Source organism: Psychrobacter sp. UBA3480 (assembly GCF_002377945.1).
In the GTDB taxonomy this organism is placed as follows: domain Bacteria; phylum Pseudomonadota; class Gammaproteobacteria; order Pseudomonadales; family Moraxellaceae; genus Psychrobacter.
In genome coordinates, this window is the sequence record NZ_DFQV01000009.1 from 208,099 (window position 1) to 222,706 (window position 14,608).

Genomic DNA, 14,608 nt, shown 5'->3' on the forward strand with positions numbered 1-14,608 from the left:
TCTATCAGTGCATATTTAGTATTTACCAAGAAAAGGGTGTCTTATGATTTCAGCAGCGATCGTCGGTGGTACAGGCTATACGGGTATTGAGCTCATTCGCTTATTATCTGCTCATCCTGAGGTTTCTATTGATTTATTAACTTCTCGTAGCGAAGCTGGCACTCGTGCTGATGAAATCTTTCCAAGCCTACGCGGTGTGTCTGACATCGTTTTTAGCGACTTGGGTGATAATACGCTTGCTGCATTGCAAAAATGCGATGTTGTGTTTTTTGCGACTCCGCATGGCGTAGCAATGAAGCAAGCCGAAGCGCTTACCCAAGCTGGCGTTAAGGTTATCGATTTGGCTGCTGATTTTCGTTTGCAGTCATTGACTGACTTTGAGCACTGGTACAAACAGTCACATGCTTGTCCTGAACTGTTGAAAACAGCAGTCTACGGTCTACCAGAAATCAATCGTGACAAGCTTGCGAATGCGTTACTAGTAGGTAACCCAGGCTGTTATCCAACCACTGCAATTTTGGGTCTAAAACCAATTATCGAAGCTCAGAATAAGCAAGCAGAGCGTTTGATTGAGTCTCGTATTGTCATTGACGCAAAATCTGGTGTATCTGGCGCAGGTCGTCAAGCATCACTTGCACTCAATTATGCTGAGACAACAGATAGCTTTAAGGCTTATAGTGTCGAAGGCCATCGTCATTTACCAGAGATTGAGCAGGGTGTTGCACAGTTATTAGACAGTCAATTTACGCACCGTATTCGCTTTTTGCCGCATTTAGTACCGATGATTCGTGGCATGCTCAGCTCTATTCATATGGAGCTGACCGATGCTGGTGCGGCTATCGATTGGCAGCAAGCGTTTGAAAATAGCTATGCGTCAGAGTTGTTTGTTGATGTCATGCCAAAGGGGCTTTATCCCGATACGCGCAGTGTTCGCGCTAGTAACCGTCTACGCATTGCCGTACATCAGGACAATGAGCGCGCTGAGCTAACGGTCATCGTCGTTCAAGATAACTTAGTCAAAGGTGCTGCTGGGCAGGCTGTGCAAAACATGAATGTGATGTTCGGTTTTGATGAGTCAATGGGGCTGAACTTTGCACCGATTGTTCCTTAATATCAACGACTTCATATTCCAATCATTCACATTTACGGTGCTAGGTATTGATTATAAATTCGGCTATAATGACTTGCCCTTACCCTTAAGAGATACTGTCTAAATGCGTGTTCAGCTCGTACTACGCTTTTGCTCACAGCCAGCACGTCTATCGTGCAAAGACTCGGTTATACCTAGCTTGGAGCGCAAACAGCATTGCTTTAGAAATAATAATGTCCCGATAAGTGGTATTGCTAGCTCACAACGCGGTGCTTCTACATTGGTATTGGCACTGTTTGTTGTAGCCGTATTAGTGACAGCGGTGGTTGGGCTAATATTTGGTCATAAGCTTGGCTACCAACGTGGCCTTCATTCGATGGAAACAGAAGCCAAGCAAGCAATTATTGATAGCACTGAAGCGACACAAGCACTAGAAGACTTGCGCCTTAGCAATAAGATAGCTACTAACCAAGCGTCAACTGCCAAACAAGAACTGGCTATCAGTTTGGCTAATTTAAAAGAGTTGCGTGAAAGCCAGCAAGAATTGACGGTAGAAAATAAACAAGTGTCACAGCTCAATGAGCTATATTCAGATGCCATCCGTGAGAAAGGTGGTATGCCTTTACAGGTATTAGGGGCCAAAATTTCTCCACTACCTGAAAATGCTTTTGAGTATGGTTTTGATATCGGGATGCTCAGTAGCGATGGTCAGGCCAAACGCTTGAGGCCTGTATTAACGCTACTTAACAATGATGATCTTGTAGAAGTACCTCTTGACCCTGCATACCATATGATCGAAGGTATCGTTCGGATACGTGGTCGCTTTGTAATGCCATCAGGCTTTAGACCATTGCAAGCCAAACTGACTTTGCAAGCTGGTGGTCAGAAAGTAGAGCAGTTGTATGACTGGAAGCTCGGTGATAGTGTGGATAACATGCTACCATCGCTCCTAGATTTACCAGAAGTTGATGAAAGTCCTATCGTACCTTAATTACCTCATGTCTTAATGAAATACTCAGTGACGATGCTGTGGTTGAAATCAAAGCACAATGACCTTAATTAGTGGTTGTGCTTTATACCATGCCTTATCGCCTGCCTTAACAACCTCTTCTATCTTAAACTTACCTTATAATTATATTTTGATTATGATGAAAAAAATGATATCACAAGCCACGCCAACGGTTGCTGATTGGCACTTTCCCAATATGCCTGCTCATCGTGCACAAGACGGTGATACCGATGGTGAAACGTCACCGCAAGCAGATGTATTGGTCGCAGAGCCTGAAGTAGCCAAACCGCCTATGTATGCGGTCGTTATGTACAATGACAACTACACGCCGATGGAGTTTGTTGTATACATATTGCAGTCAGAATTTCGTCATAGTATGGATTCTGCGGTCGAGATTATGCTGACTATTCATAATAGCAGCAAAGGTATTGCTGGCATTTATCCCAAAGATATCGCCGAGACCAAGGCCAAAAAAGTAAATAGTCTGGCACATCGTGAAGGTTATCCGTTATTAACTCAAATCGAACCGCATCAAGGCGAGTAGAGCAATTTATTAGTTTCTTGTACTAATATATGGCTCTATTAAAGTTTTACCTACTGTTCTTTATTTCCCAGTAATTCATATCAAAGCTCACCTTTATAGTGAGCTTTTTTGACTTTTCAGTCACTCCTCTTATATACAAGTAGAATATTTTAAAATAGATTTATTATCCATAGGGCCTTGATTTCTATAGCAAATAACCCTATCTATTAGAGAATCCTATTCAATAGTCTTAGACTAAGTATCTCCGTTGAACTTGCTAAAACCACGTCATTACTAGCTTCTAAAACATCAATCTCTCTTTCTATCTAATCAGTTTTTCAACATTTAATATTCGTTATTAAGGTTGTCGCTACTAGCTTGTAGCACGCTTTGATACATTTTAGTCTGTGTTAATAGATTGACTCCGTCGAAGTATCGTGTTGATATAAAGAAAAGCGGCCATGGATAGTTATGATTACTGTTGGCTGATAGCGAGATTATAGTATTTAATCAATAGTCTACCGCTCACCTCATTTATTCATGACTTCTAATAATACGAATATAGCCCTTGAACAATTCATCTACCGCCCTGATTTACTTACTAACTCATTCATAAAACTATCAATTATAAAGATAGATATAACCGTAGGAAGTTGTTATGTTAAGTCGTCATCTTGAAGTTTCTCTACGTTTAGCAATGACGCTTGCGCGCCAAAAATCGCATGAGTATCTCACTGTTGAACATTTGCTTTTGGCCTTATTAGAAAACACTCATGCTGCTAATACGTTGACTGCTTGTAATGCTAATGTCTCGGCGTTGCGTACTGAGCTTGAGATTTATATTAATAAACACACGCCAACTATCGATGCTGATACAGAACAGTCACCGCAGCCGACTCAAAGCTTTGATCGTATCTTGCAACGTGCTATTTTTCACGTGCAATCGATCGGTGGTGGTCGTTTGGTTGAAGGGTCTGATATTTTGGTCTCTATGTTTTCAGAACATGATACCTATGCTGTCTACTTGCTTAAAAAACAAGGTATCAGTCGCCTTGAGCTAACCCAGTATTTATCACACGGCCAAGATAAAGAAGAGCCATCTGAATCACGCGGTTCTGCAGGTACTGAGCGCCGTAGTGCCTCTGAAAAGACCAGTAAAGATCCCTTAGTTGAATTTGCAACCAATCTAAACCAGCGAGCTGCCGAAGGTAAAACAGATCCTTTGATTGGTCGTGCCTCTGAGATTGAACGTGCTGCCCAAGTACTATGCCGCCGTCGTAAAAATAACCCATTGCTAGTAGGTGAGCCTGGTGTAGGTAAAACCTCTATCGCTGAAGGTTTGGCATGGTTAATCATTAACGACAAAGCACCGAAGCCACTTAATGGTTGCGTGATTTATAGCCTCGATATCGGTTCATTGATTGCGGGAACTAAGTATCGCGGTGACTTTGAAAAACGCATGAAGTCATTGCTTGATGCGCTGAAGAAAAAACCAAATGCTATTCTTTTTATTGATGAAATTCATATGATTATTGGTGCTGGTTCATCTATGAGCAGCAATATGGACGTATCGAACCTTATCAAGCCAGCGCTTGCTAACGGTGAGCTACGTTGTATCGGTTCAACAACCTTTACTGAGTATCGCCAAGTATTTGAAAAAGACCATGCATTGTCACGTCGTTTCCAAAAAATCGATGTCAAAGAACCCAGTGTGGATGACACTATCGATATCCTACGCGGTCTAAAACCACGTTATGAAGAATTTCATAATGTTGAGTATACGGATGAAGCGTTGGTCACAGCGGTACAGTTATCAGCCAAACATATTCATGAGCGTTTTTTACCTGACAAAGCCATTGACGTAATTGACGAAGCAGGTGCGTATAAGCGCTTAGGTGTGGTACCTGATGTTGATGATATCGAAGCGGAAGAAAGTTTCATTGCTGATTTAGAGCAAGATTTTGATGCGCATATTGATGCTGATATCGAGGGTATCGATGGTGATACAGATAATGAAATGCAGGATGAAGCAGCGACTGCGAAAGCAAGCGATAGTGCTAAATCAGCAGATGGTGTGAAATTATCAAAAGGTCAAAAGCCACCGATGAAAATCGATGTTGCTGATATCGAGGCTATTATTGCTAAGTTAGCCCGTATTCCACCCAAATCTGTATCGAGTGATGACAAGAGTATCCTTGAGCATTTAGATCGAGATCTTAAGCACTTGGTGTTTGGTCAAGATGAGGCAATTGCCACGTTGGCTGATGCTATCAAGCTATCACGTGCAGGATTAAAAGCACCAGATAAGCCAATTGGTTCATTTATGTTTGCAGGTCCAACTGGTGTAGGTAAAACAGAAGTATCGCGTCAGTTAGCGAACCTGCTAGGTGTGGAATTAGTACGCTTTGATATGTCAGAGTATATGGAAGCGCACACGGCATCACGTTTGATTGGCGCGCCTCCAGGTTATGTTGGCTATGATCAAGGTGGTTTGCTCACCGAAAAAATCAATCAGCATCCACATTGTGTGTTGTTGCTTGATGAGATTGAAAAGGCGCATCCAGATGTCTTCAACTTGTTACTACAAGTTATGGATCATGGTACGTTGACCGATAACAATGGTCGTGTGGCCATCTTTAAACAGGTTATCGTTATTATGACAACGAACGTTGGTGCTGATAGTATCAGTCGCTCGTCAATGGGCTTTACTCAACAAGACCATAGCCGTGATAATACAGAATCGCTGAAACGTGTCTTTACACCAGAGTTCCGTAATCGCTTAGACGCTATTATTCAGTTCAACCCTCTAGATACGTCAGTTGTTGTATCAGTTGTCGATAAGTTCTTAGTTGAGCTGCAAGTGCAACTCGATGATAAGCAAGTGACATTAGAGATTGATGATGATGTACGTGACTACTTGGCAGATAAAGGCTATGACCGTCTAATGGGTGCACGTCCGATGCAACGTCTGATTCAAGATGAAATCAAAAAACCGTTGGCAAGTATGATTTTGTTTGGTGATTTGGTCAATGGCGGTGTCGTACATCTGACTTTAGAGCCTAAAGACGATGATTCTCAAGAGAATGATACGATGAAGCTTGATAAGGTGTCAGACAAAGGCTCAGCTGATAGTCGTATTATTCTAACAGTTGTTGAAACTCATGAACCGCATCCTGATTCTGAGTCTCTAGCTAGCTAAGTCGTTTAATGTTGACGTCAGAAAAACGGCTACCGTATTACAGCGGTAGCCGTTTTTTTATTGCTATAATTCATCAACAAAGCGCATACCATTTTTTTGTTAGTATGATTATTTACAGTAAGCTGGCTTTAACGAAGCTATGGAACTTATAACAAGATAACAAGTATAAAAAGGACACACTATGGAACTGTTCGATGAACCGATAACCAAGACTCCAGAACAAAAGCAAGCGATTCTAGACAATGTCCGTTTACCAGAGGATTGGAAAACGGCATTAGCAGATGAATTAACGTCTGAGAATATGGACAATCTACGCGCATTTTTAAAGAAAGCCTATCAGTCGGATGATAGTATCTATCCGCCTGCACCATTGATGTTCAATGCGCTTAACCTCACGCCGTTATCGCAAGTCAAAGTGGTAATCTTGGGCCAAGATCCTTATCATCGTCCAGGTCAGGCTATGGGGTTGTCATTTTCTGTTCCTAAAGCCATTCCTAAGCCACCATCACTAAATAACTTGCTCAAAGAGATGGCAGATGACATTGGTATTCGCCCTTCAGCGCATGGTGATTTGACATACTGGGCGCAGCAAGGCGTTTTACTGCTTAATAGCTCACTGACTGTGCGAGAAGGCGAGCCAAACAGTCATCAAAATAAAGGTTGGGAACAGTTTACTGATGCTGTCATCGATGCCGTCAATGAACAGACGAAGCATACCGTGTTTATTTTGTGGGGTAGTAAAGCTCAGAAGAAAGGTAAGTATATCGATACGGATAAGCATTTGATTTTGACAGCGGTACATCCATCACCACTTGCGGCAAACCGTGGTGGCTTCTTTGGCACTAAACCTTTTTCTAAAACAAATGACTACTTGGTGCAGTATGGCCAAACTCCAATTGACTGGCAACTACCACAATAAATGCAAAATATACAGAATATAAGCTTAATGCCGTACCAATCTTTAAATATTCAGGCCAGTACCTTTTGGTTAGCTGAAGATGCTAAGTGGATGCAACAAGCAATTGAACTTGCTAAGCAAGGTGCTGAGCAAGGAGAAGTGCCGGTAGGTGCGGTATTGGTGCATGAACAGCAGATTATCGGTCAAGGGTTTAATCAACCTATTAGCAGCCATGATGCTACTGCTCATGCAGAGATAGTTGCATTGAGAGACGCCTGTACGCGTTTAGAAAACTATCGACTGCCGCTACAGACTACTCTATATGTCACTTTAGAGCCTTGTACAATGTGTATCGGTGCATTAATCCATGCGCGTGTGAACAAGTTGGTGTACGCAGCGAGTGAACCGCGTGCTGGGATGGTTGGTAGTCAAATGGACTTATCACTGCAACCTTTCTACAACCATAATATTCAAGCCTACAATGGATTATGCAGCGAGCATAGTAGTCAAATACTTAAGACATTCTTTCGTGAGCGTAGGCAAGCGGCGAAAAAGAATAAAGCCACTATGTAAACTCAAAATACTAATAAACAAGATATCAGTCTTGGTGCTAGTGGTCACGATGATTTTTTGCTATAATATTGCCCTATTTGATAGCACTCATCTTAATGGGCTATTAAAGACTTAACATACGAATAAATATTGTTTTATTAATGATATACGATAAGCGATATAAGTAACGCATATTATTGAGTAAGTATTATGACCAGTTCTACACCTGATAATGTTTTACTCAATACAGAGGATAGCCATACCTCATCAGTACGCTATCCTGTTATTTGTATCGATGGTCCCAGTGGCGCTGGTAAAGGTACGGTCACATGGCGTCTAGCACAAATGTTAGGCTATCAGTTATTAGACTCTGGTGCGCTTTATAGAATTGTTGGGCTAAAAGCCTTTGAAGCGGGTTTAATCAGCGCAGATGCCAGCCAACCAATTGACGAAGATGCTGTATTAGCATTGACTGAAAGCTTGGAGATAGCGTTTGTACCGAACAATGACTCAGGACGTGTAGATATCATTGTTAATGGACAAGCAGTAGGTGAGCAAGTACGCAATGAAACGGTCGGAGGCTATGCATCACAGATAGCTGTCTTTCCACAGGTTCGCCAAGCATTGCTCAAATTACAACAAGATATGGCCACTCGTTCTGGTTTAGTAGCTGATGGTCGCGATATGGGTACGGTCGTTTTTCCAGATGCTGATGTTAAGGTGTTTTTGACGGCTAGTGCTGAAGCACGTGCAAAGCGCCGTGTGACTCAGTTATTGAACGCTGGTCAAACAGCAGATTTTGAGGCGATTTTAGCGACGATAAAAGAGCGTGATGACCGTGATGAAAATCGCAGTACAGCGCCATCGAAGCCTGCGGCAGATGCATTATTACTTGATAGTTCAGCGCTTAATGCTGATGCAGTATATGAGCAAGTCAAAAAGCATTGCCAAGATAAAGGTGTATTTTTCACTAGTTAGTCATTTAATAGCTAGTAAAAACAACATATTAAGTACTAAAAAGTTTCCTATTAATCATTGTTTTAGTATAAAATAATACGGTTAAGTTAAATTTTATTAAAGCAGTAAGAAAAATTTAGTTTAGTCAATATATTGCATTCGATATAAGACAGTTGTTGTTAGTCAGTTTTTATTATGATGAGCTCGCTATCAACAAACGTTTTTTTATATGATTGCATGGGATATAAAACCAGCATTTCGTTCTATACAATCATAAATTTGATCCGTACTGTGCTGGACAGGATACGGCTATACAAAGGTAGACATAATGGAATCATTTGCTGAACTATTTGAAGCGAGCATTGAAGAGCAGGGCCTAGATATCGAGCGTGGCTCGGTTATTACAGGTGCTGTTGTGGCCATCGATAGCGATTGGATCACAGTAGATACTGGTCTTAAATCTGAAGGTATCGTCGCTCGTGAAGAGTTTTTAAGCGAAGAAGGCGAACTTGAAGTTGAAGTTGGCGATAGCGTTGATGTCGTAGTTGAAGCGGTTGATAACGGCATGGGTCAAACCTTGCTGTCACGTGAGAAAGCTAAACGTGTTGAAACTTGGAACTTCCTTGAAAAAATCGCTGATAACGATGAAATCGTTAAAGGTATTATCTCAAGCAAAGTTAAAGGCGGTTTCACTGTAGATATCGGTTCAGTACGCGCGTTCTTACCAGGTTCATTGGTAGATGTACGTCCTATCCGTGATACAACGCATCTTGAAGGCAAAGAGCTAGAATTCAAAGTCATCAAACTTGACCAGAAACGCAACAACGTTGTTGTTAGCCGTCGTGCAGTTATGGAAGCTGAAAACTCAGCTGAGCGCGAAGAGCTATTGAACAAGCTTGAAGAAGGCATCGAGATCGAAGGTATCGTTAAGAACCTTACTGATTACGGCGCGTTCGTTGATCTAGGTGGTATCGATGGTCTATTGCACATCACTGACATGGCATGGCGCCGTATCAAGCACCCATCTGAAGTTGTTGAAGTTGGCCAAGACCTAAAAGTTAAAGTATTGAAGTTTGACCGTGAACGCAATCGCGTTAGCCTAGGTCTAAAACAACTTGGTACTGATCCTTGGGATAACGTTGGCGGCACTTACCCAGTAGGTAGTGTTGTAAAAGCTCGCGTAACCAACTTGACTGATTATGGTTGTTTCGCTGAGATTTCTGAAGGTATTGAAGGTCTAGTACACGTATCAGAAATGGATCATACCAACAAAAACATCCACCCATCTAAAGTTGTTCAAGTGGGCGATGAAGTTGAAGTAATGATTCTTGATATCGATGAAGAACGTCGTCGTATCAGCCTAGGTATCAAACAAACTCTAGCTAACCCATGGGATGAGTTTGATAAGAAACATGAGCGCGGTGATAAAATCACTGGTACTATCAAATCAATCACTGACTTCGGTATCTTTATCGGTCTAGACGGTGGTATTGATGGTCTTGTTCATCTATCTGATATCTCTTGGAATGAAACTGGTGAAGATGCTATCCGTAACTACAATAAAGGCGACACCGTTGAAGCAATGGTATTGTCTGTAGATGCAGAAGCTAACCGTATCAGCCTAGGCGTGAAGCAGTTAAGCTCTGATCCATTCAACGAATACCTAGTCAACAATGACCGTGGTGCTATCGTTAATGGTAAAGTAAAAGAAGTAGACGCTAAAGGCGCTACTATCGAACTTGCTGACGAAGTTGAAGCTTATCTACGTGCTTCTGAAATCCAACGTGACCGCGTTGAAGATGCAACTAAGCATCTGACTGTTGGTGATGACGTTGAAGCGAAAATCATCAGTGTTGATCGTAAAACACGCAACATCAACTTGTCTATCAAAGCGAAAGACGAAGCTGAAGAGCGTCAAGCGATTAAAGATCTTGGTAGCACCAACACTACTGCTGCTCCAGGTTCTGATGCACAGCCAAAAACTATTGGTGATTTGATCAAAGAGCAAATGCAGTAAGCTGCAAACTATTGATATAAAAGTAATATAAAAAAAGCGACTTCGGTCGCTTTTTTTTATGATTAGATTTTATTAACACAGTTAGTAATAGAGGTTTTTAGCCAAATGGGCAAACTCTTATTCCCATTTACGCTAATATCCGCTATCATTTGCACCATTGAGTAACGAGATGATAGTTATAAGCTTTTTATAGTCATAATATGATTCTGAATGTTAGTTTTCAAAGGGTCAGTATATGTAGTTTAGTTATATAAACGCATTTACGTACTATAGAGCGTTGACTTATCATCAGCTTATCCATCAATCAACAAGGCAAGCGTAATAATGCAGCAAGCGATTAACAAATCCGAATTTATTAGTAATTTGAGTGCAAACTGTGACAACATGGCAGACACCGTGGTTGATGACGCAGTGCGTGAAATCTTAAACTTGATGACCCATACTTTAGCCAATGATGGCCGAGTCGAAGTTCGCGGATTCGGTAGTTTTTGTCTACATCACCGCCGTGCCCGTATGGGACGCAATCCTAAGACAGGTGAAAGCGTACCTGTACCGGCTAAAGCGATTCCACATTTTAAGCCAGGTAAGGCTCTACGCGAAGCAGTAAATGATACGGTAGCAAACGATTAATCAAACCAGCACTGGCTATCTAACCGTCAAAATTTATCATTCCAAACTGAGGTAACTGTCTCATGCGCTTTCTACTATTTGTATTGCTGTTCTTGAGCTTTGCCTATTCACTTGGTTTGGTATTGGCAAATAATACTGAGGTCGGAGTCAACCTACTGTTTTCACAAGCACCTACGATGAATCTAGGGTTGCTACTTATTTTGTGTTTGATGCTAGGTATTGTTATTGGTATTTTACTAGCATTGCTTATCTTTCGTGTGCTGCAAAATAAGTGGGAAATCTCACGTCTGCAAAAAGCAAACGCAAACCTGCAAGAGCAACTGACTCAAGCCAATACGGTCATCGATCGTCAAGCAAGCGCGCCAACAGTAGATGAAGCTGTTTATGGTGCTTCTGCTGCTAATGTGCAAAGTAGTGACGCAACTAGCCTAACTGAAGGCTCTACTCTGTCTAAGCGTAGACGAGATTAAGTTGTTAGGTGAGCTTTTAGGTGATCTGCTAGGTGATAGCTTAACGAACGCAGTACTGACCTCAAATACAATACTTTGATAACTCAAAATATATGGTAAAACCATGAATAATGTAATTAACTCTCCAGTTGTCGTCGCTCTAGACAATATGACGGTAGAGGCGTCTTTAGCGCTAGCTGACCAGTTAGATCCATCTCAATGTCGATTGAAAGTCGGTAAAGAGCTGTTTACGCGTTGTGGCCCTGATATCATCAAGGCATTACATCAACGTGATTTTGAAGTGTTCTTAGACTTAAAATTTCATGACATTCCGAATACCACTGCTCAAGCAGTATTGGCGGCCGCTGAGCTTGGTGTATGGATGGTGAATGTCCATGCTAGCGCAGGGTTAGAGGCCATGTCGTTGGCAAAACAGCGTTTGCTAGATAGAGATCTTGATACCTTGCTCATCGCAGTTACCGTATTGACCTCTATGGATAGTGAAGCATTGATGCAAACAGGCATCACTGATAGCTTAGATACCCAAGTAAGCCGATTAGCAAAATTGACCAAGCAAGCTGGTCTTGATGGGGTAGTTTGCTCGGCTCAAGAAGCAAAAGCACTTAAAGCATTATGTGGTCAGGATTTTAAACTGGTGACGCCTGGTATTCGCCTAGCAGAAGATAATGCAGATGATCAAAAACGTATCTGTACACCCAGTCAGGCGCTAATAGACGGTTCTGATTATTTAGTCATTGGCCGTTCGATCACTCAAGCCTCAGACCCTGCTGCTAAACTACAGACAATACTTCAAAGTATTTAAGTTTGAATAAATGTTAAGAAAAAAAGACAGCCTAAATGGCTGTCTTTTTACTTTTTGATGGTCGAGGAAAAGCTGCTACACTACTTAAATTTATTCTTACAACCTTTCTAAAATATAATAACTATATTAAAAACGCTCATTTAGCTAAATATCAGTAGTACTGCTATGAGTGTTTATCGCTAATTAGATTTTTAATAATAACGCCACTAAGTGATGTTGGATAATATGAAATTACAGATATTGAGTGACTTACATATTGATAGTTATGCACGTCAATCGCACCCCGTTGGACATATTCCTAAAACCGATGCAGATTTAGTGTTAGTAGCAGGGGATACTGCTAATAGCGACAAAGGAATGCTGTGGTTGCAAGAACAGGCAGCGCGCTTAGAAGTTCCCCTGATTACTATCGCTGGTAATCATGAATACTTTGATGAAGACGTATTGAGCTTTGACCATAAACTGGCAACTTGGGATAACTATGATGCTGCGTCTAAAAAAGGCGTTCGCGTCTTACAATGTCAGCATATCGATATCGGTGATATACGCCTTTTAGGTTGTACGCTTTGGACAGATTATCAGTATCATGCTAACGAAGACACCATGGCTGCTGCTAGGCATTTTATGCGTGACTACAAGCAGATTTACGCAGGTAACGAACTGTTTTCGCCTGAAGTATCTATGCTGATTCATGCGGAGCATCGTCAGTGGCTACAGCAAGCTTTGATGGAATCTCATAAACTTGGTAAAAAAACAGTAGTCATGAGTCATCATAGTGTCAGTGCATTATCGGTGTCTGAAAAATATGCCAATCTACCGAGTAATGCAGCTTTTGTCAGTGACTTTTCAGGATGGATGCACGAAGACTGGGCACCGATGCTATGGGTACATGGACATACTCATGAAGCATTTGATTATAAACTTGGTAATACGCGAGTGATTGTCAATCCACGAGCCTATCCTAATGAGGTCAGTAGTACTGCACTAGAGTTCGCGTGGGACAAAGTCATTGATATTGGCTAGGATCGTGTGTAAATATCTGGCAAATCTTCATTTATTCTAGGTATAGACTCTTTTGAATAAAGCGTCTTTTTGAAAGAGTTCAGAATATTTAATAAGATATATTGCAACTAGATTTGTCTGCGGTTCATTCCTGATAAGAAATCTGCTAGGCTTGCTGTCATGAGTAAATATCTAAATAACACCCTGTCCAAAATATCTGCTGACAAGCTTGCGAGTCACACACCAAGCGCGCCTGCACCTTCGCACCTACCAGATAGTATGATTTCCTCCGTTAGCCTATTACCTGAAAATAAGCGGCTGATACTATTTACTAGGCACTCTTTACGCGAGCGCTCTGATGGTAATGGTTTTGCCAGCTATCAGTTACCGTTGACTCCTAAAGGCCGTATACTGGCAAAGTCTTGGGGTCGTTGGTTATCAGGTCATCTACCATATTCGCTCGACGTCGATAGTATCTCCAGCCCCATTGGGCGTTGTATCGATACCGCGCAGCTGATGCAAGAGGGGGCAGGACTACGGCGTGACATTACGCATCAATCATTGTTAGTTGAGCCTGGCAGTCTTGTTACTGAGCCTGAAATAGCCAATCCTGTGTTCAAAGAAATTGGTGTGCTGAACTTTATTAATCGTTTTTTGCAAGGCAATCTCGAAGGGACTAAAAACACCTATCAAGGGGGTTTGGATATCCTGTCGCTTTTTTACCAGAATCAGCCGCAGCATGGCCATCTGATGCTTGCTGTGAGTCATGATACATTGCTATCTGCGTTCTTAGCAGTTATGTTCGATGTGATAGAGATTGATTGGAATGATTGGCCGAAAATGATGGAAGGCGTATTTTTATGGTTTGATGATAAGCCATTTGATCAAGCGAGTGCGCATTTTATTTGGCGAGGTCAGGTATATACTCGGCCGATTAGTTCATTGTTAGACGGTTATCGTGCAGCTGGTTACCATCCTAGCAAGTTGCTATTGCCGCCAGAAGTGCAGTGGAATTAATGTTTTGTTTAAACATTGAAATGAGTTGATAGAGCCGCTATTCATTGAATACGTTTTGAATAGGCATAAAAAAACCTTGCCACGGTATTAGAACCAGTGACAAGGTTTTAGTCATTACGCTATAAAAGCGAAATGCGGTCTAACCAATACAAATCTTAAGCTTGTAGGCCTTTGATTGTTTTGTTTAGGCGGCTCTTACGACGAGCAGCTTTATTCTTATGAATAATACCTTTGTCAGCCATACGATCAAGAACTGGTACCGCTTTTTTGTAAGCTTCGGTAGCCGCGTCATAATCTTTAGCTGCGATAGCCGCATCAACACGTTTTAAGTAAGTACGAACCATAGAGCGTTGTGACGCAGAGTTCTGACGACGTTTGGTGTTTTGACGGGCGCGTTTACGAGCTTGTGCAGTATTAGCCACGCGTATCTCCTTGATAAAGA

Annotated in this window: 14 protein-coding genes; 13 read left to right on the plus strand and 1 reads right to left on the minus strand. The window is 41.7% G+C overall.

The annotated features are described in order from the left end of the window. The first annotated feature begins 43 nt into the window (after window positions 1-43). From argC to B2863_RS14720, 13 genes are all read left to right on the plus strand, one after another. Entirely contained in the window at window positions 44-1,111 is a 1,068-nt protein-coding gene (argC, locus tag B2863_RS03545) for an N-acetyl-gamma-glutamyl-phosphate reductase (protein WP_238053197.1), read from the plus strand. A gap of 103 nt (window positions 1,112-1,214) precedes the next feature. After that, complete coding sequence (locus B2863_RS03550; protein WP_296207542.1) at window positions 1,215-2,081, plus strand: hypothetical protein; 867 nt, start codon at window positions 1,215-1,217, stop codon at window positions 2,079-2,081. 166 nt (window positions 2,082-2,247) lie between these two features. Continuing rightward, complete coding sequence (locus B2863_RS03555; protein WP_101206289.1) at window positions 2,248-2,643, plus strand: ATP-dependent Clp protease adaptor ClpS; 396 nt, start codon at window positions 2,248-2,250, stop codon at window positions 2,641-2,643. A 637-nt stretch (window positions 2,644-3,280) separates the two neighbouring features. Beyond that, window positions 3,281-5,821, plus strand: a complete 2,541-nt coding sequence (locus B2863_RS03560; protein WP_296207544.1) for an AAA family ATPase — start codon at window positions 3,281-3,283, stop codon at window positions 5,819-5,821. Window positions 5,822-6,002: 181 nt separating this feature from the next. After that, window positions 6,003-6,740 (plus strand): uracil-DNA glycosylase, encoded by a 738-nt coding sequence (locus B2863_RS03565; protein WP_296207546.1) that lies wholly within the window; start codon window positions 6,003-6,005, stop codon window positions 6,738-6,740. Window positions 6,741-6,767: 27 nt separating this feature from the next. Next, window positions 6,768-7,292, plus strand: coding sequence for a tRNA adenosine(34) deaminase TadA (gene tadA / locus B2863_RS03570; protein ID WP_296207548.1), 525 nt, complete (start codon window positions 6,768-6,770; stop codon window positions 7,290-7,292). 189 nt (window positions 7,293-7,481) lie between these two features. After that, complete coding sequence (cmk, locus tag B2863_RS03575; protein WP_296207550.1) at window positions 7,482-8,249, plus strand: (d)CMP kinase; 768 nt, start codon at window positions 7,482-7,484, stop codon at window positions 8,247-8,249. 307 nt (window positions 8,250-8,556) lie between these two features. Beyond that, complete coding sequence (rpsA, locus tag B2863_RS03580) at window positions 8,557-10,245, plus strand: 30S ribosomal protein S1 (RefSeq protein WP_057759193.1); 1,689 nt, start codon at window positions 8,557-8,559, stop codon at window positions 10,243-10,245. A 324-nt stretch (window positions 10,246-10,569) separates the two neighbouring features. Then, window positions 10,570-10,875, plus strand: coding sequence for an integration host factor subunit beta (locus B2863_RS03585; RefSeq protein WP_296207551.1), 306 nt, complete (start codon window positions 10,570-10,572; stop codon window positions 10,873-10,875). A 62-nt stretch (window positions 10,876-10,937) separates the two neighbouring features. Further along, on the plus strand, window positions 10,938-11,345 hold the full coding sequence (locus tag B2863_RS03590; protein ID WP_102091942.1) for a lipopolysaccharide assembly protein LapA domain-containing protein: 408 nt from the start codon (window positions 10,938-10,940) through the stop codon (window positions 11,343-11,345). A 103-nt stretch (window positions 11,346-11,448) separates the two neighbouring features. Next, on the plus strand, window positions 11,449-12,147 hold the full coding sequence (gene pyrF, locus B2863_RS03595; protein WP_296207554.1) for an orotidine-5'-phosphate decarboxylase: 699 nt from the start codon (window positions 11,449-11,451) through the stop codon (window positions 12,145-12,147). Between the two features lie 225 nt (window positions 12,148-12,372). Beyond that, complete coding sequence (locus tag B2863_RS03600) at window positions 12,373-13,170, plus strand: metallophosphoesterase (RefSeq protein WP_296207556.1); 798 nt, start codon at window positions 12,373-12,375, stop codon at window positions 13,168-13,170. A 159-nt stretch (window positions 13,171-13,329) separates the two neighbouring features. Further along, window positions 13,330-14,166: a histidine phosphatase family protein gene (locus B2863_RS14720; protein WP_296207559.1), complete on the plus strand. Its 837-nt coding sequence runs from the start codon at window positions 13,330-13,332 to the stop codon at window positions 14,164-14,166. A 155-nt stretch (window positions 14,167-14,321) separates the two neighbouring features. Here the strand turns inward: B2863_RS14720 and rpsT are convergent, their stop codons facing one another. After that, on the minus strand, window positions 14,322-14,588 hold the full coding sequence (gene rpsT / locus B2863_RS03610) for a 30S ribosomal protein S20 (RefSeq protein ID WP_010200097.1): 267 nt from the start codon (window positions 14,586-14,588) through the stop codon (window positions 14,322-14,324). Window positions 14,589-14,608 lie beyond the last annotated feature (20 nt).

Bases quoted from the DNA above. Each gene is read 5' to 3' on its own strand.
- argC (WP_238053197.1), top strand. From the start codon at position 44: ATGATTTCAGCAGCGATCGTCGGTGGTACAGGCTATACGGGTATTGAG.
- B2863_RS03550 (WP_296207542.1), top strand. From the start codon at position 1,215: ATGCGTGTTCAGCTCGTACTACGCTTTTGCTCACAGCCAGCACGTCTA.
- B2863_RS03555 (WP_101206289.1), top strand. From the start codon at position 2,248: ATGATATCACAAGCCACGCCAACGGTTGCTGATTGGCACTTTCCCAAT.
- B2863_RS03560 (WP_296207544.1), top strand. From the start codon at position 3,281: ATGTTAAGTCGTCATCTTGAAGTTTCTCTACGTTTAGCAATGACGCTT.
- B2863_RS03565 (WP_296207546.1), top strand. From the start codon at position 6,003: ATGGAACTGTTCGATGAACCGATAACCAAGACTCCAGAACAAAAGCAA.
- tadA (WP_296207548.1), top strand. From the start codon at position 6,768: ATGCCGTACCAATCTTTAAATATTCAGGCCAGTACCTTTTGGTTAGCT.
- cmk (WP_296207550.1), top strand. From the start codon at position 7,482: ATGACCAGTTCTACACCTGATAATGTTTTACTCAATACAGAGGATAGC.
- rpsA (WP_057759193.1), top strand. From the start codon at position 8,557: ATGGAATCATTTGCTGAACTATTTGAAGCGAGCATTGAAGAGCAGGGC.
- B2863_RS03585 (WP_296207551.1), top strand. From the start codon at position 10,570: ATGCAGCAAGCGATTAACAAATCCGAATTTATTAGTAATTTGAGTGCA.
- B2863_RS03590 (WP_102091942.1), top strand. From the start codon at position 10,938: ATGCGCTTTCTACTATTTGTATTGCTGTTCTTGAGCTTTGCCTATTCA.
- pyrF (WP_296207554.1), top strand. From the start codon at position 11,449: ATGAATAATGTAATTAACTCTCCAGTTGTCGTCGCTCTAGACAATATG.
- B2863_RS03600 (WP_296207556.1), top strand. From the start codon at position 12,373: ATGAAATTACAGATATTGAGTGACTTACATATTGATAGTTATGCACGT.
- B2863_RS14720 (WP_296207559.1), top strand. From the start codon at position 13,330: ATGAGTAAATATCTAAATAACACCCTGTCCAAAATATCTGCTGACAAG.